Origin of the sequence: Paenibacillus sp. DMB20 (genome assembly GCF_000987955.1) — a bacterium.
In the GTDB taxonomy this organism is placed as follows: Bacteria; Bacillota; Bacilli; order Paenibacillales; family Paenibacillaceae; genus Paenibacillus_AQ.
Map to the genome: position 1 here is coordinate 79,747 of NZ_LAZU01000025.1, position 17,445 is coordinate 97,191.

The following is a 17,445-nucleotide window of genomic DNA, read 5'->3' on the forward strand; positions in this document are numbered from 1 at the left end:
CTTGACTTTGCCAAGCCTCAATGATAACATCATTTTAGAAAATGTTCACCGGAACATTTATTCTGCATTCTATAAGAAAATATTTAAATTTTCTTACATAATGAAGGAGGATATTAATCATGGCAGAACGTTTGGTTGGTAAAGCAGCTCCGGATTTCACGATGGAAATGGTATCCGGCGACGGTAATGATTTCGGCAAAGTCAGCCTGTCCGACTACCGCGGAAAATGGCTTGTATTTTTCTTCTATCCGCTTGATTTCACGTTTGTATGCCCTACCGAAATTACGGCATTAAGCGATGCATATGACCAATTCAAAGCATTGGACACCGAAGTGCTTGGCGTGAGCATCGATTCCGTGCACAGCCACAAAGCTTGGATCAACGCTTCCAAGGAAGCTAACGGACTGGGAACTTTGAATTTCCCGCTGGCTTCCGACATTACGAAAAACGTGGCAAGAGACTACGGCGTACTGATCGAAGAAGAGGGCGTGGCTCTGCGCGGCCTGTTCATTATCGATCCGGAAGGCGAACTGAAATATCAAGTTGTAAACCACAATGACGTTGGTCGCAGCGTGGAAGAAACACTTCGTGTTCTTCAAGCTCTGCAATCCGGCGGATTGTGCCCGATGAACTGGAAACCGGGTGACAAAAACCTGTAAGGTATCCAGGACAATTTAGAGTATTTGAAGTAGCCCCCATTTCCTGTCGCATTCTTCACAGGTGTGGGGGTTTTTTCAAAATACTAGAATAAACTTCCTTGAAACGGGACATGTTGTGAGAGATGCCGTTAGGCATTTTCAGTTTTATCGACGTTTAAGGATGCTTATAGAGGTTGATATATAGCATATAAACGTAGGGCTTAATGACTTTGCTCGGGACGTATGACCCAATTTCCCGAAAACTATTAAAAACTTGAAGGAATCAGGGCCCGTGAAAGCGAATACAATGACAAGAAGCGATGGGAAATCAGGGGAGGGTGAACGATATGAGTTTTTGCTGCGGGGCAAGTATGCTGGGAACAAAAGGTACATTGAAGCATTATCGAACTCAGGTGCATAATGTTCCCCTGTTGTTTTGTCCGGTTTGCCATCGGGTGGAAGTTCATCATCGGGTTGAGAACGAATATGAAATTTTGGCGGAATACGCTCACGGCGACGGTGCATCGCATGTGGATTTTCAGGATTACGTGATGGAAGATGAAGAAACCATCTTTGAAAATGTCGTGAACCGAGAGTCCGAGGACGCGCTGGAGGTCGTTCAGAGCCAGATCGATATGTCGCTCGATCTGTTGGCTGTAGCCAAATGGATGAACGATGAAAAATGGCAGAGCGAATTAAAAAGGAGACTCGCAGTGATGAGTCAGCGTCGACTCCGGCTGCAGCAAAAAGCGTAACATCATGATAAGCCTCCTTACGGGGGCTTTTTATGTAATCAGCTCTATGGGGTATGCTCTACGGATGATGCAACCATTTTCATAAGATGCCATGCTGAACGCGTTTTTTTGCTGCCTAAAAGTCAACGTTGATTACGCATATGCGAAGATCTGATCTATTTCGACAGTATCTCTGATTGACGTTTCTCTACCAAGCTGACTATCATGGAGAAAACAGTAAATTCTGGAATGGGAGACCACTAAGGACGCGAATCGGTCTGTCTGTTGTCTGCATGAGGCTTGTTTGGCAAGTTCATCTTATGGAGAAAAGGGGGAGCCATCTTGTTGAGTGAAATCCGAGAAACCGAGCTGCAGGAAATGCAGTCGTTTCATTCCAATCAACTTGTAAAAAACAAGTACGAGAATATTTTGGAGAATCTCGACAGCGGGATCATCCTTTTTGATAGTGACGGAGTGTTGGCGTTTGTTAATGTACAGATGGCCAAGCTGTTGGGCGTACCCAGAAAATCGCTTGCAGGCTGTACGTTGACCCAGTTGCTGCGTCATCCCCAGCTCACCCGGTTCAAGAAAAAGAAAATACTGCGCATATTTCGGGAAACGATCTTTCACCGTAAAAGATTCCATGAACTGCTGGACGAATACGGACGTTCATGGTTGGTTACGATGACGTACGGGGATCAAATGGAAGGCGATTTCCTGATCAGCGTGAAAGATGTTTCGGATTTCAAACAAATCGAGCAGACGGCTTATCAGAATGACAAGCTGGCCATGCTGGGCAAAATTTCTGCTTCCATCGCCCATGAAATCCGAAATCCGCTCACTTCCATCCGGGGATTTATCCAGCTTCTCCGGCCGCATCTCATGAGCCTTGGAAAGGATGAGTATGCGCGTATTATTTTGACGGAAATCGACCGGGCGAACGATATCATATATGAGTTTTTGAATTCCTCCAAGCCGTCAGCGCCGCAGACCACGGTGATACCGGTGAATTCCCTGTTGAAGGAAGTTGCGCTTCTGACGGAGAGCGAAGCGTTAATGAAAGGCTGCCAGATTTTGCTGCATGAAGATGAGCGGATGCAGACTTACATTTCAGTGGACGTTAAGCAGATCAAACAGGTTATCCTGAACCTGATCAAAAACGCGTTGGATGCGATCGATCAAAAACAGGGTGACCAAGGTACGGGGTTGATCGAGATCAGCTCCAAACGCAATGAAAAGCATGTAAGCATTATAATTTCGGATAACGGCGGCGGCATGGACCAGCATACAATGAATCACCTGTTCAATCCGTTTTTTACGACCAAAGAAGGCGGGACGGGTCTGGGTCTGTCGGTCAGCTACCGGATTATCAAAAATCACGGGGGCGTAATTGCGGTGGAGAGCCAGGCAGGGGCCGGGACAGAGTTTATGATAACGCTTCCAATCGTGGATGGATAGTCTTTAACGATGAAAATTCAAGGAAAGGCCGTTCGGGGGGGACCAGGCTTTTCCTTTTTGGTTTGTGATACAATATTTGAAAGCTATGATATGGATACAGCCAAACATTATTCATAACGGATGACAGGATGGAGGATCAGCTATGCAATGGACTTTGAAAAGCGGAATCACGCATGATCAGGCGGACAGCGACGCACATGTAGTGCTCGTGACAAAGCAGCAGATGAAAGAAGGAGGCGCATCTCCGCAGTGGGATGTGTTTTTGAAGGAATTGAATGAAAAAGGTTTGTTCCAGGGTGCCCCGGAGCGTACATATACGCTTCCCGTTCCAACGGACGGTGGCTTCCGGATGCTGATTTTGACTGGACGCACCGAAGGCCCCATGACCTCGGAACAGCTGCGGCTCGCGGCCGCCCATTCGGCAAAAGCGGCTGTCAAAATCGGCGCGAAAAGCGTTTCGCTGGAGGTCCCGGTAACGATGATGCAGTTTACCGTGGAGCAGGATGTTGAAGAAGCGGCTCAGGCGCTGGCCGAAGGCTTTCTTCTTGGAAGCTATCGGGCAAAGCAGTACAAGAGGGAGCAGACGGAAAAGAACGGTCTTCAAGAGGTTCGCTTCTTCGTGGAGGAAGAGCTCAAGGATAACGAATTTAACGAGGCATGGGAGCGCGGTATCGCCCGGGGGCAAGCCGTAGCGGAGGCGACCTGCCTTGCACGAGATCTGACCAATCTGCCGGGGAACTTGCTCGTTCCCGATGACCTGGCCCAAGCGGCTATGTCTGTTGCCGAACGTCACGGCATGGAAGGTTATGTCCTGAATGAGGAACAAATCGCGGAACAGGGAATGGGCGGGCTTCTTGCCGTCGGCAAAGGGAGCGTCAATCCTCCCCGGATGATCGTGATTAAATACCAGGGAACCGACCATTGGGACCATGTAATCGGCTTGGTCGGCAAAGGCATAACGTTTGATACCGGCGGAATATCCTTGAAAAAAGCGGCAGGGATGGAGGAAATGATCAGCGACATGGGCGGTGCCGCCACCGTTCTTGGCGTAATGGAAGCCCTGGGACGGCTTCGTCCCAAATTGAATGTGGTCATGGTCATTCCGGCGGCTGAAAACATGCCGAACGGCAATGCCGTCAAACCCGGCGACGTGATCACGACTTTAAGCGGCCGCACGATTGAAATCCTGAACACCGACGCGGAAGGCCGGGTTGTTTTGGCTGACGGGGTAACTTACGCCAAAGAGCTTGGGGCTTCGCGGATTATTGATGTCGCCACGCTGACGGGAGCGGTATTGGTCGCGCTGGGGAATGTTGCGACGGGAGCCGTGACGAACGACGAAACTTTCCTGCAGGAACTGGTTTCCTCTTCGCGGCGGGCAGGCGAGAAGGTATGGCCTCTTCCTTCGTATCCGGAGTTTTGGGATATGCTGAAAAGCGATGTGGCCGATGTAAAAAACTCCACCGGACGTTTGGGGGGCTCCATCACTGCGGGATTATTCATCGGCACGTTTGCCGACGGCCTGCCATGGGTGCATTTTGATATCGCCGGAACTGCGTTTTTGCCGAAAGAGAGAGGCGTCGATCCCAAAGGAGCGACGGGGGTTATGGTCCGCACCATCGCCGATTGGATTCTGACCCAGGAATAAAACGTTCGAATGATCTGACAAAGTCCGCATTTGCGGACTTTTTTCTTTACTTTTCGGCAGGTGCTAAAGTATGATGAAGAGAAAAACTTGAGTGAAGGGAGTTTGCTTGGATGAAAAGCAGTCGAACCAAAATCGTGGATTGCACGATCCGCGACGGCGGGTTAGTCAACAATTGGGATTTTAGCGTGGAGTTTGTGCAGAATTTATATGCCGGCCTGAATGAGGCGGGCGTGGACTATATGGAAATCGGCTATAAAAACTCCCCCAAACTGCTGAAAGGGGCAGACCAGGCGGGTCCATGGCGCTTCCTGAACGACGACTTCCTGCGCGAAGTCATTCCGCAAAAAGGAAAAACCAAACTGTCGGCCCTTGTCGATATCGGCCGCGTCGATGAAGAAGACATTTTGCCGCGCGAGGAAAGTTTGTTGGACTTGATCCGCGTTGCCTGCTATATCAAGGATGTAGATAAAGCGTTGGAGCTTGTTCAAACCTTCCATAACCGTGGGTACGAGACGACGATCAATATTATGGCTTTGTCCAACGTGATGGAGCACGAGCTGCTCGAGGCGTTCGAGATGATCAAGGAGAGCGTCGTCGACGTGGTGTATATCGTGGATCCTACGGAAGTTTGGATCATAAAGACATCCTCTACCTGGTCGATAAATTCAAAACGCACCTACCGAACAAGCGTCTTGGCGTCCATACGCATAACAACATGCAGCTGGCATTTTCGAATACGCTGGTGGCTGCCGAGAATGGCGTAGAACTGCTGGATGCCTCCGTTTACGGGATGGGACGCGCTGCCGGGAACTGTCCGACGGAATTGCTGGTTACCCATTTGAAAGGCACAAAATACGAGCTTCGTCCCGTACTGGACATTATTGAACGTTTTATGATCCCGCTGCGTGAAAAAGAAGAATGGGGCTACCTCATTCCATATATGATCACGGGAACCCTGGATGAGCATCCTCGTTCCGCGATGGCGCTGCGCGCCTCGGAGGATAAGGACAAAGCCGTTGATTTTTATGACAAGCTGACCACGCCGGAAGTATCATTCAATAAGAAATAATCTGCTGATACGTACCAAAAAAGCACTTTTCTTTGGAAGAGAAAAGTGCTTTTTTTTCGTTTAGGAATTTATATAGGTCCGTCAAAAAACCGATAGTAAGTAAGGGATAAAATAGACAGGGGTAACGTATCAATGCGCACCAGGCAGGGTGAAAAACAATGACAATGTGTCGAAGGATGTCATATAAAAGACATTTTGCGCAAAAATGCAGCAGGAAAATTACTTTTGGCGTGGAATCCAATATTTAGTAGTCATTATGCTGCTTGCAGATATGATGGAGGTACAGCTTACATGCTAAATAACGTAGAAGAGAGAAAGACCGTGAGAACGGGTACCACAGCTGTCTTTGCAGTCCTCCTGATTCATATGTTTCGTGATTCGGCATACCGGTTTCAAGGATGGAACGAATTTGCTTCCCTGTATTTGCTCGCGGGTGTTGCCAGTGCTTCGATCGGCTTTTCGATTTTTACGCAAGGGTGGATTTACTTCTCCAGCCAGCTTTCGCGTCAAAGGCTGTATACAGGCATGCTGTTCTTAAGCATGCTCGTATTCGATCTGCTGCATATGATGGGAGCGGTCGGCTTTCCGCTTTTTTGGAATACCCTGTCACTGAACGAATCTTTATGGTTGCTCGTGCTGTCCAAAATCCTAGCTTCCGGCGGTATTCTGCTGATATTCGGTTTTCGGGACGGGGCGGTGGACAGACGGTTTAAAACCGTTTTGCTGGCTGCAGGAGTGACGATTACCGTTTCCGTCCTGACGCTGTTTTTTTCAGGCGGCCAAGAACTGCCGGTGCTGTCGGATGAAAATGGCCTGACTCCCATGAAGTCGGGAATCGATATCGGGATCATGGCCGTTTTTCTGGTTGCCGCCGCGACAATCCTATATAAAGGAAGAATCGAGAAGCCGCCAGCCTTGCTGATCATCGTACGGGGGCTGCTGTTTTTTGCCGTGGGCCAGTTCCTGTTTGCCGAATCGTCATATGTAACTGACTCGTACCACCTCTTAGGGCTTGCCTTCGGCTGTATCGGGTCTTATTTCGTTCTCCGGGGAAGCTATCGGCTGACGATACAGGATCCTTTGGAAGAACGGCGCCAAGCTGAAGCCCAGATCAGTTATTTAGCCTATCACGATGACTTGACGGGCCTTCCGAATCTAAGGAAACTTGTACAGCGCCTGGAGGACTTGCTTCAATCGGACGGTCCGGAAGCGGAACCGGCTGTTATTGTGCTGAATTTTAACCGCTTTAAGATGATTAATGAATCATTGGGGCGCCATGCGGGCGACCGGATTTTAAAACTTGCGTCCGAGCGGATAACCCGGGAAGCCGCCGATAAAGGAGAAGAGGTATTCAGCATGGGAGGCGACGAGTTCGCGATTATCCTTCCGGACAAACTGGAGCTTGAAGAAATCCGTAGCCGAATCGGCCGCTATATCGATTTATTTCAAGAACCGCTGGCTTTCGGTACGCGGGAATACCATTTGTCTCTGTCGGCGGGATTTGCCGTTTATCCGGAGGATGGATTGACGGCGGATCGGCTTGTCCAAAATGCGGATACTGCGGTGCATGATGCGAAAGGCCAACAGAGCAGCATCCAGCGATACCTGCCATCCATGCAGCAGAAGGCCCAAAATCGGCTTGTTCTGGAGTCCGAAATGCGGCGCGGTCTGGAGCGGAATGAATTTTTTCTCGAATACCAGCCTCTGGTCCATTTGGATAGCGGGCAGACGGTAGGGATGGAAGCGCTCGTGCGCTGGAACCATCCGGAGCGGGGAATCGTTTACCCGGGAGAATTCATTCCGGTTGCCGAAGAGAGCGGCTTTATCGTCCAACTGGGGGAATGGGTGCTGCGTCAGGCCTGCAAGCAGAACAAGCAGTGGCAGAAGGCGGGATACCGGCCCATCTGTGTTTCCGTTAACCTTTCCATGGGCCAGTTTATCCAGACGAATCTGCCGGATCGGGTGGAGGCCGTATTGAATGAGATCGGACTTGAACCGAAATATGTGGAGCTTGAGATTACGGAATCCATGACGTTGGATAAGGAGGCTGCCCTTGGCCAGCTCCACAGCCTGAAACGGCTTGGAGTCAACATCAGCATCGATGATTTTGGGACAGGGTACAGTTCCCTGCATTATTTGAAAAACTTGCCGATCGACAGGCTCAAAATCGACAGAGCGTTCATCAACGAAGTTTTGCAGGATAACAACAATGCGGCAATCGTTTCTACCATTGCCACGATGGCCCATCATCTGAAGCTGAAAGTTACGGCCGAAGGGGTCGAAACGGAAGACCAGTTGAGCTTCCTGCGCAAACAGCAGTGCCATGAAGGGCAAGGATATTATTTCAGCCGGCCCGTTCGGGCACTCGATTTTGAAAGAACGTTTTTGGTCTGCTAGCTGAGGGGCTCCTTGTCCCCTCAGGCGGACTATTGTATGAAAATACCAGTTGCATTTGTCGATGCTCCGTGGTATATTTATTTTTGTCGTTAAGACAGCAAGTTTTTGACGGGACGTAGCTCAGCTTGGTAGAGCACCTGGTTTGGGACCAGGGGGTCGCATGTTCAAATCGTGTCGTCCCGATTGTCAAATTTGCGGGTGTAGTTCAATGGTAGAACTCCAGCCTTCCAAGCTGGTAGCGTGGGTTCGATTCCCATCACCCGCTCCATTAACCACAGTTTAAGGGGAAGCGAACCCCAGGGTTCGACCGTCCGTGCGTACATCGTAGCGATGGAAATCAGGACGCGCGTCAACATTAACCTCCAGACCTGCCGCAGGCAGTTCAGAATAGAGAATGTTGAGTATTCCCATCACCCGCTCCATACATAAGTTAACCGCCGTAAGGCGGTTTTTTGCGTTTGCTGGACAGAGAAAAAGCCCGTTTCAACGTTTTGATCGAATCGGGCAAGTTTTTTCAGAGCAACCGAACCCAATAGAAAAAAGATAACGATCAGCCGCCATCAGTCTTTTACCTGAGGGAGCCTCTCTTCGCCTTGGTGCATTTTAGACGATACCGTCTTCCGTAAGCTTTGCCGTAGGCCACGATGGTGCGAATGGCCCTTGGATTCGGCAGCAGGGTAAACGGACATGGATCGGGATAAAAGTTGACCTCCAAAATCCATGGTTTGAGCCTCCGGTCCAAGCCGATATCCAAACCGAGCTCGTTCAATTGAGGAAAAGTCCGGCTTAATCTGGCGGCAGTCCAATGGGCGAGTTTATTCATGCCTCGCCGCACAGTCGAAACCTCTCCGGTGGCGGCATGGGGTGCGAGCAGGACGGAAGGCTCGTAGATCGAGCCCCCTTGGCTTCCGTTCGTAACGGCTTTGCGGGGGTGGGCCAGGCGTCCGAACGTACCGGTACACTCCCACTGCCTTTTCGGATTGCGCTGAATCATGACGCGAAAATCGAATGGACGCCCGTTGTACCTGAGCAGATGAACGCCTTTTTGAACCAGATACCGCTTATGGCGAATGTGTCTGCGGAGGGAAGCGTACATCGATCCGAAGTCGGCGAAGGCGGGTACATTCATACCGTGTTGGTAACGGTAGCCTTGTTTTGTTTTCTCTACCCGGATAACGCCCTTTCCCTGAGCGCCTTCATCGGGCTTTACATAGACCATGCCATATTGATTGAGCATGCGAGACAAAAGTTGACGGTTCAACCGTCGGGTGAGAGGAATATGTTCCGTCAGCTTTGGGCTGGCGGCCATGATTTTTGTTTTCAGGATTTTGCTTCTTGGAGGCTTTTTTGCCATGTCTCTCGTCCTTCCTTTCAAGAATGGGCTGGTAGCTTAGCAATCTATTATATGGCCAAAGGAACGGCAGGGTGTGGTTAAGCCGCCTATGCTGTGCGGATCCTTCCGCAATAATAGGCCTGCATTGACGTTTTATCCCGGGCAGCCCTACGTTTTGAAGGTGGGGCCAAGAACATGACCAAGCACGCATTGCATAAAGTGGATTGAAGGAACAGGCACATTAGGTCCAACTGAGAGGAGGCCCGTTTTATGATCTCGTCTGCAATTCTTCAGGAGGTTATTGAACGGATTGGCAAGTACTGTCCCTGGTATGTTCATAGGCTTGGTGCTCTTCAGATAGACGAATCTTATCGATTGGAACAACTGCCGCTGATCACCTCATCCGTTCTGGAGAAGCATTATTATTCAGACGATAATCCGCTTCAAGGCTCAGAAGGACTTTACAAATACCGCACGTCCGGCACCAGCTCGGGCAGACGCAAAATCATATATTATTCCGAGGCCGATGAAGCGGAATATATGCGGATTAAGCTGAATGTTTTCCGTACCGTTTTAGGCACGTCCGGCTATCGAACCGCCTTGGCGGATATGGGAACGGGCCATGCGGAAGCGACGGCCGTCCAGGTGTTCAGGGAACTGGGAATGGAGGTTGAATCGATTCCCTACACGCTGCCGATCGAACAGCATTTGGATCGATTGCAAAGCTTTCGGCCTGAGGTGCTCTACACGATGCCGTCAATTTTGGAGCGTATACTGCTTGCTTCCGAGCATCCCGAGGCATATGGCATCCGCCATGTTATTCTCGTGGGGGAGATGGCCCCTGCCGGTTGGATCCGGCGTGCCGCCGAACGTCTTGGCATTGATGAGGAACGGATTACGGATACGTACGGCTCCATTGAAATGGGTACGATAGCCTATCATTCGCCGCAGCACGGACGTTATTTGCTGGCCGAGGGGTTGAGTGCTGAAGGGGTCGGGGCAGAAGATCTCGGCGAAGGGATAGAACCGCTTCCCGGGAAGGAACAGGTGCTTGTTCTGACTTCGACGGTACGGGAGGCATTTCCTGCGATACGTTATGTAACGTATGACGTGGTTCGAGATTTACGCCCCATTACCGTAGACGGGGTGGAGCGGATGAGTTTTCAGAGCATCGTCAAACGAATCGGGCCGGACCTCAAGCATGGCGAGAAGATTAGCATTTACGATATCGAGGATGTCGTGAACCGGCACCTCTCGCGGGTAAGCGTTCGCGTCCATATGGATAGAGAGGGACTAAAGGTATTTGTATACGGTACCGATAACGATGGGCTGAATCGTGCGGACAACGCCGTGACGCCGGAAATGCTGGAAGCCATCCGGCAGGATTTGGAGGAACGCATACCGGAGATCGGGGCGATGATCCGGTCGGGAATCATCGGCCGTATTCGGGTGGCGGGCGGCAGCTTTCAAGATGAGGAACAGCGCCGGTCGGTAAAGCACAAGAAAATTTACTATGACAAAAATGAGGGATCGTAATGAAGCTCGAGGGAGGTATTGTCGATACCATCGGCGACACGCCGCTTATTCGCCTGTCGCAGCTGTTTCAAGATGCTCCGTTTGATGCTTATGCCAAGCTGGAGGGCATGAATCCCGGAGGAAGCGGGAAGGACCGGCCTGCGCTTTATTTACTGAAGGAAGCAATCCGCCGCGGGGATATTACGGAGCGCAGCGTCGTAGTAGAGTCCAGTTCAGGGAATCTGGCCATCAGTCTGGCCCAGTTGTGCCGCTATCTGGGGCTGCGTTTTATATGCGTGGTTGACCCCCGAACGACCGAGCAGCATAAGAGCATCATCCGCGGCTTTGGAGGAGAAATCGATCTCGTATCCGAGCCTGACGAGGAAACGGGCGAGTTTTTGCCGGCGCGAATACGGCGGGTAAAGGAATTGGTTCGCCAAATTCCGCATGCTTATTGGACGAATCAGTATGGGAACCTGGACAACAGTTTGTCCCACACCGAGATGACGATGAAGGAAATTTGCGATGAGCTGGGGCCCATCGATTATTTGTTCTGCGGCGTCAGCTCCTGCGGCACGATTCGCGGCTGCTCGGACTATATAAGGTCCAAAGGTCAGCATACCAAAATTGTGGCCGTCGACGCTGCCGGAAGCGTGATTTTCGGCGGAAAGAAAAGCTCCCGCCGCTTTCCGGGCCTAGGGGCGGGCATCGTTCCGGGGCTGTATCATCCGGAGGTAGCGGATGAGGTGTTGTATGTGTCCGACCGGGATTGCGTGGAAGGCTGCCGTCTGCTTGTAAGGAGAGAGTCCATTATGGCGGGCGCATCATCGGGCGGCGTCATTTCAGCGATGCTTCGCATGAAAGCACGCATTCCCAAAGGAGCCGTATGCGCAGCGATCCTGCCCGACAGGGGGGAACGGTACATGGATACCGTATATAACGATGATTGGGTGCGGCGGGAGCTTGGTTTCGATCCCCGTTTGCCGTAAGGAGGGGGAGCATGCTTTATCTGAACGATAGCCATATCCAGGAACTGGGAATCGACTGGCAAGTTTTGATCGGTATCATAAAGGATGTTATCCGGGTCGAGGATGCGGGCGACTGCGTGTTTCCGCTTAAGCCCTATTTGAGATTCGGAGACCCCGGGAACCGGATCATTGCGATGCCGGCTTATGTGGGAGGAAGCTTCGACCTGGCCGGAATCAAATGGATTGCCAGCTTTCCGCAAAACCATCTCCACGGACTGCCGCGCGCGCACAACACCGTCATATTAAACGATACGGAGACGGGAGAACCGCTGGCCTTTCTGAACAGCGGAATGCTGAGCGGACTCCGGACGGCGGCGGTCAGCGGCGTGATGCTTCAAGCTTATGTTGAGGCCAGGCAGCCCCCTGGATTGAAAATGGGCATTATCGGCTGGGGGCCGATCGGTCGTCTTCACTTGGATATGTGCGCCGCGGTTCTCGGCGGGAAGCTGGAGCAGGTTATTTTGCATGACCTTCGAGGAATTGATCCCGAAACCGTACCCGCCGAATTGCGGGACATTACGGTTATAACGGATGATTGGCGCACCGCATACCGTCAAGCCGACGTCATCGCTACCTGTACGGTTTCGGCGAATCGGTACATTGACGAGGCCCCGGAGGAGGGAAAGCTGCTGCTGGGTGTTTCCCTTCGCGATTACATTCCCGAAAGCGTTGCCCATATCAATACGATCGTGGTCGACGATTGGAATGAAGTTTGCCGGGAAAATACCGATGTGGAGCAGCTGCATCTCCGGTACGGTTTGCAATCGTCGGACGTCCGTACGCTGGCCGATGTGGTTTGCCGCGGCGCCCTCTTCCGCAGGGAAGCAGCGGGCACGGTCTATTTTAACCCGATGGGTTTGGCTATTTTCGATATTGGGATCGCTGGACATTACTGGCGCAAGGCGGTTAAGCTTGGCAAGGGAGTAAAGCTCCCGTAAGGCGGGAACTAGACGGAGCAGGAATATATTTGTTATAATGTAAACAATTCATTCCAAGAAATGCGAGGTAACGCGATCCGATGAAGTAAGACACCCTTTCTTTTCCGACAACTGCAAGTTTAATGCAGGCGTTTTCTCTACGGCGGTAGGGGGAAAGATTTGGTGTGTCTGAAAACAAGGATACGTTGCCCTTCAATTTATCGGGTAAGCATAAGCTCATGGAATCTCTCTTTGCTGCTTTTGCAAAGAAGGTGCTGGAAGTGGAATGGACAGCCGGGATGGAAGTCCGCGGAGCTTTTATGCGTATACTGAATTCAGATAACTTATTCTTTTCCGGTCATCCGCCGCAGACAATCGTCTGCGGTTTTTTCGTGAGTTTTCACATGGAAAGGATGAAGGAAAATGACAACGATTTTAAAAGCGACAGATCTCAGCATCGAGCTGCAAGGAAATATTTTATTTGAAAATGTTCAATTGGAGATAGCGGAAGGAGAAAGGCTGGCGTTGTTTGGACGCAACGGCTCCGGGAAATCCACTCTCTTGTCCATATTGACGGGCGTAAGGGAGCCTTCGTCCGGCAGGTTGGAAATGATCCTTCCGCGCCACAAATGGGGATGGATGAAGCAGCAGGATCAGCATGATGACGATCTATCGGCTCTTGATGCCGTAAGGCGCGGCAGCAGCGAAAATTTATGGAAGCTAAAGCAAGGGCTTGCCGAAGCCGAACGCCTCATGGAAACGGTTGAGACAGAGCAAAATCCGGAGGTGCTGGAGAAGTACGGCCACATGCTTGGCGAGTATGAGACGCTCGGCGGGTTCCAGTGGGAAACGGAAGTGGAAAAATCCATGACGATGCTGGGCCTTGGAGCCGAGCTGTGGCCGGTTTCCTTTCACCAACTGAGCGGCGGGCAAAAAACGAGGGCCATGCTTTCGTCACTTCTCGTTTCGGAGCCGCAGTTTCTGCTGCTGGATGAACCGACCAACCATCTGGACGGGGAAAGTTTGCGTTGGCTTGAACAGTGGCTCGCTTCCTATAAGGGTACCGTATTATTTGTGTCCCATGACCGGGAGTTTATCGATAGGACGGCGACCGCTGTCTGCGAGCTGACGTCGGAAGGGCTAAAGCGTTATAAGGGAGGCTATTCCGATTACCGGAGGGAGAAGGAGAGGGAACTGCGGGAGCATGAGGCTCTTCACCGGAAGCAGGAGCTCGAACGGAAAGCCCTTGAGGAATCGATCCGCAATTACCAGGAATGGTTTCATCAGGCGCATGATTCCGCCGCCGCACAGAATGAGGTCAAGATCACGGCAAGCTTTTATAAAGCGAAGGCGAAGAAAAATGTTTCCCGCTACCATGCCAAACAGAAGGCGCTGGAACGCCTGAAAGCGGAGGCCGTGGGCAAACCGCGGCAGGATCCGAAACTGCACATGAAGCTCGGGGCGGAGGAATTCGGCGCCCGGACTCTGATCCGCGTCGAAGAAGTTTCCTTCGGATACGGAAGCGGACTTCTGTTTGACAAGCTGCGCTTCCAATTGTCGAGAGGTGACCGTCTGGCTGTCCGGGGGCCGAACGGCAGCGGCAAGACGACGCTGCTGAAGCTGCTGCTGGGAGAACTGGAACCCGTAGAGGGGCGGATCATTCGGCATCCGGCGCTGAAGATCGGCTACTTCTCTCAGGAGTTGGAAGGTCTTAATCTGAGTGCGACCCTGCTTGACAGCCTGCTCGGCCTGCCGGATATGACGCAAAGCAGGGCACGGACGCTGCTGGGCTGCTTTTTGTTCAGCAGGGATGACGTATTCAAAACCATCGGGGATCTCAGCATGGGGGAAAAGTGCAGAGCCGCCTTCCTGAAGCTCTATTTCAGCGGCGCCCATTTGCTCGTTCTGGATGAACCGACCAACTATCTGGACGTGGACACAAGGGAAGTGATCGAAGACGTGCTTCAATCCTACCCGGGAGCGATCGCGCTTGTTTCGCACGACAGGTATCTCGTCCGCAAGATCGCTAACCGGCTGCTTACGCTGAATGGGGACGGGAAGCCGGTCTGGTTCGAAGGAAGCGTACAGGAGGAGGAAGAGCAGGCATCGCGCACCCATGTAATCCGGGGAGACAGCGGGAAGGAGAACCGGCGGATGGAGCTGGAATACCGGATTCAGGAGCTTCTGCTTGGAATATCCGGCGACGCTACGGAAGAAGAGGGACAGATGAGGGAAATCCGGGCGCTGCGCCTGGAACTGGAACAGCTCCGCGACAGCTAACGTTCATGCGTTCAAACACAGGTTCAGCTGTTCATTAAGTTATAAGCTTCTTGAATGCGCGAAGTATTCTGACCGAGGATTAATGATAGGAGATGAAAAAGATGACGGCAGACGAAATCGTGAAGTTCATCAGCAAGGAGCTGGAAGGAGTTCCGGGAATCGCAGGAGTCGTGCTGGGCGGGTCCAGGGCCAGAGGCAATGCCGGGCCCGCCTCGGATATCGATATCGGCATATATTATGACGAGTCAGACGGTTTCAGCGTCGGTGATTTGAGCCGGATCGCTGGCCAGTTTGACGACGAGCACCGGGAAAACCTGGTTTCCCCGCTTGGCGGATGGGGTCCGTGGGTGAATGCGGGCGGCTGGCTGGTGGTCCAAGGCCTGCACGTCGACCTTATACTGCGCGATATTAACCGGGTGTCGCGGGTGATCGACGATTGCTTGTCGGGAAACGTTTCGACGCATTACCATGCCGGACACCCGCATGCGTTTTTGAATGTAATGTACATGGGAGAAGTGTCCGTCTGCAAAGTCTTATCTGATCCTAACGGGAAAATAGCGGCATTAAAAGCCAAGACGAATCCTTATCCTTCCGAGCTGCAAAAGGCCTTGATCGGCTATTTCAGGTTCGAGGCCTCCTTTTCTTCAATCCATGCGGACAGCAGCGCGAGCAGAGACGATATTTCTTTTGTCGCCGGTTGTTGCTTCCGGACGATAGCCTGCATGAATCAAGCCCTGTTCGCCAAGAATAAGGAGTACTGCATCAACGAGAAAAAGGCGGCGGCCTTGGTTAACGGTTTTTCGGTCAAACCCAAGGATTACAAGGAGCGCGTCGACAGGATCTTTACCCTTCTTTCAACGGATGAGACCCAAACAAGAGAAGGCGTTGACCTGCTAAAGGAGCTTGTCCGGGAAACCGATATGCTGCTTGATCAATAGAAGTTTTTTCGACAACCGGCCACAAGAACAAGCATATTAACTTGTCATTCGAGAGATAATTGAATATAATAATGGCTATATATGCTGATATATTGAAATGCGTTGAAGGAGAAGAGTAAGCAGTGCCTCTGTACAGGGAGGAGACACCGGAGATTGAGAGTGTCTCTATGGAAACAGGCTGCCGAAGTTCGCTCCGGAGCAGTTCCCTGAACCCGGCGCTTTGCCGTTCAGTAGGGGATATCGGGTTCCGATCCGTTACGTCGGTCAAAGTGAGTTCGAGGTATTGAAGCACGGAATAACTTGGTTATTTTAGCCTTTAAATCCGGACTAACAAGGGTGGTACCACGGTCTTTTCGTCCCTTTCGGGAGAAAAGGCCTTTTTGTTTTGGTTGACCTGTCTAGACATCTTGAGACCATGAAGGGGGCATGAAAGGCCATGAAGGAAAAATTGTTGGCATTAAAACAGGAGGCTCTCGGCCTGCTGCGGGAGATCGCGGATCCGAACAGCCTGAACGATCTGCGGGTTAAATATTTGGGCAAAAAAGGGGCCTTGACCGAAATTTTGAGAGGAATGGGATCCCTCAGCGCGGAAGAGCGTCCGGTTATCGGCCAGGTGGCCAATGACGTGCGCGGCGCGATTGAAGCAGTGATATCGGGCAAACAGGAGGAATTCCAGCGGAAGGAAACCGAAGAGCGCCTGCGCGCAGAAAAGGTTGACGTTACCCTGCCGGGACGGAAGCTCCCTCAAGGGTCCGTGCATCCTCTTAGCAAAGTGATTCAGGATATCGAAGATATTTTTATCGGAATGGGTTACCGCGTGGCGGAAGGCCCGGAGGTGGAGACGGATTATTTTAACTTTGAAGCCTTGAATCTTCCGAAGAACCACCCGGCCCGCGATATGCAGGATTCCTTCTATTTGACCGAGGATCTGCTGATGCGTACGCAAACCTCGCCGGTGCAGGCCCGGACGATGCTGGAGATGAAAGGGGAAACCCCCGTCAAAATCATTTGTCCCGGCCGCGTGTTCCGTCGGGACGATGATGATGCGACTCACTCCTTCCAATTCCATCAAATCGAGGGGCTGGTGATCGGAAGCGGCATCCGGATGAGCGATTTGAAAGGCACGCTGCTTCAGTTCGTTCGCGAAATGTTCGGGGAGAACACGCAAATCCGGCTTCGTCCGAGCTTTTTCCCGTTCACCGAACCAAGCGCCGAAGTTGACGTATCCTGCGTGAAATGCGGCGGCAGCGGCTGCCGGGTATGCAAGCAGACGGGCTGGCTGGAAATTTTGGGCTGCGGCATGGTGCATCCGAAAGTACTTGAGATGGGCGGATACGATCCGGAGAAGTACAGCGGTTTCGCTTTCGGGATGGGCGTGGAACGGATTGCGATGCTGAAATACGGCGTGGACGACATCCGGCATTTCTATAATAACGATATGTCGTTCCTGAAACAGTTTGCTCGGATCTAACTTAATCAAAAGAAGGAAG

Annotated in this window: 13 protein-coding genes, 2 tRNA genes, 1 pseudogene and 1 other annotated feature; of the genes and pseudogenes, 15 read left to right on the forward strand and 1 reads right to left on the reverse strand. The window is 51.6% G+C overall.

The genetic code is table 11. The features are described from left to right. Window positions 1-119: 119 nt before the first annotated feature. The 8 genes and pseudogenes from XI25_RS11150 to XI25_RS11185 all read left to right on the forward strand — a co-directional run bounded on the left by XI25_RS11150 (window position 120) and on the right by XI25_RS11185 (window position 8,212). Window positions 120-659 (forward strand): peroxiredoxin, encoded by a 540-nt coding sequence (locus XI25_RS11150; RefSeq protein ID WP_046678647.1) that lies wholly within the window; start codon window positions 120-122, stop codon window positions 657-659. A gap of 326 nt (window positions 660-985) precedes the next feature. Continuing rightward, the gene (locus XI25_RS11155) at window positions 986-1,393 is read left to right on the forward strand and encodes a hypothetical protein (protein WP_046678648.1); all 408 of its coding nucleotides are present in this window, start codon (window positions 986-988) and stop codon (window positions 1,391-1,393) included. 321 nt (window positions 1,394-1,714) lie between these two features. Beyond that, entirely contained in the window at window positions 1,715-2,830 is a 1,116-nt protein-coding gene (locus tag XI25_RS11160; protein WP_046678649.1) for an ATP-binding protein, read from the forward strand. Between the two features lie 142 nt (window positions 2,831-2,972). Continuing rightward, window positions 2,973-4,478 carry a leucyl aminopeptidase gene (locus XI25_RS11165; RefSeq protein ID WP_046678650.1) on the forward strand — a complete coding sequence of 502 codons (1,506 nt, stop codon included), beginning with the start codon at window positions 2,973-2,975 and terminating at the stop codon, window positions 4,476-4,478. A 110-nt stretch (window positions 4,479-4,588) separates the two neighbouring features. Then, window positions 4,589-5,547 (forward strand): annotated as a pseudogene (locus XI25_RS11170) (aldolase catalytic domain-containing protein). A gap of 291 nt (window positions 5,548-5,838) precedes the next feature. Next, window positions 5,839-7,944: a putative bifunctional diguanylate cyclase/phosphodiesterase gene (locus XI25_RS11175; RefSeq protein ID WP_046678651.1), complete on the forward strand. Its 2,106-nt coding sequence runs from the start codon at window positions 5,839-5,841 to the stop codon at window positions 7,942-7,944. Window positions 7,945-8,053: 109 nt separating this feature from the next. Further along, window positions 8,054-8,127, forward strand: a tRNA-Pro gene (locus XI25_RS11180). 11 nt (window positions 8,128-8,138) lie between these two features. Continuing rightward, window positions 8,139-8,212 (forward strand) — tRNA-Gly (locus tag XI25_RS11185). Window positions 8,213-8,512: 300 nt separating this feature from the next. Here the strand turns inward: XI25_RS11185 and XI25_RS11190 are convergent. Beyond that, window positions 8,513-9,298 (reverse strand): YheC/YheD family protein, encoded by a 786-nt coding sequence (locus XI25_RS11190; protein WP_046678652.1) that lies wholly within the window; start codon window positions 9,296-9,298, stop codon window positions 8,513-8,515. A 249-nt stretch (window positions 9,299-9,547) separates the two neighbouring features. Between XI25_RS11190 and XI25_RS11195 the strand changes: the two genes are divergently transcribed. The 7 genes from XI25_RS11195 (at window position 9,548) to pheS (ending at window position 17,426) form a co-directional block, all read left to right on the forward strand. Next, entirely contained in the window at window positions 9,548-10,813 is a 1,266-nt protein-coding gene (locus tag XI25_RS11195) for an AMP-binding protein (RefSeq protein WP_046678653.1), read from the forward strand. Continuing rightward, a complete protein-coding gene (sbnA, locus tag XI25_RS11200; protein ID WP_046678654.1) occupies window positions 10,813-11,781 on the forward strand; it encodes a 2,3-diaminopropionate biosynthesis protein SbnA in 969 nt (322 codons plus the stop codon). Before XI25_RS11195 ends, sbnA begins: the two co-directional genes overlap by 1 nt. Before the next feature lie 11 nt (window positions 11,782-11,792). Next, complete coding sequence (locus XI25_RS11205; RefSeq protein WP_046678655.1) at window positions 11,793-12,758, forward strand: ornithine cyclodeaminase; 966 nt, start codon at window positions 11,793-11,795, stop codon at window positions 12,756-12,758. A 164-nt stretch (window positions 12,759-12,922) separates the two neighbouring features. After that, window positions 12,923-13,222, forward strand: a complete 300-nt coding sequence (locus XI25_RS11210) for a hypothetical protein (protein ID WP_046678656.1) — start codon at window positions 12,923-12,925, stop codon at window positions 13,220-13,222. After that, a complete protein-coding gene (abc-f, locus tag XI25_RS11215; protein WP_046678657.1) occupies window positions 13,161-15,017 on the forward strand; it encodes a ribosomal protection-like ABC-F family protein in 1,857 nt (618 codons plus the stop codon). The genes XI25_RS11210 and abc-f overlap by 62 nt, the downstream gene beginning before the upstream one ends. A 101-nt stretch (window positions 15,018-15,118) precedes the next feature. Then, a complete protein-coding gene (locus XI25_RS11220; RefSeq protein WP_046678658.1) occupies window positions 15,119-15,955 on the forward strand; it encodes a nucleotidyltransferase domain-containing protein in 837 nt (278 codons plus the stop codon). Window positions 15,956-16,048: 93 nt separating this feature from the next. Then, window positions 16,049-16,319, forward strand: a binding site (T-box leader). A 72-nt stretch (window positions 16,320-16,391) separates the two neighbouring features. Then, the gene (pheS, locus tag XI25_RS11225; RefSeq protein WP_046678659.1) at window positions 16,392-17,426 is read left to right on the forward strand and encodes a phenylalanine--tRNA ligase subunit alpha; all 1,035 of its coding nucleotides are present in this window, start codon (window positions 16,392-16,394) and stop codon (window positions 17,424-17,426) included. Window positions 17,427-17,445: the final 19 nt, after the last annotated feature.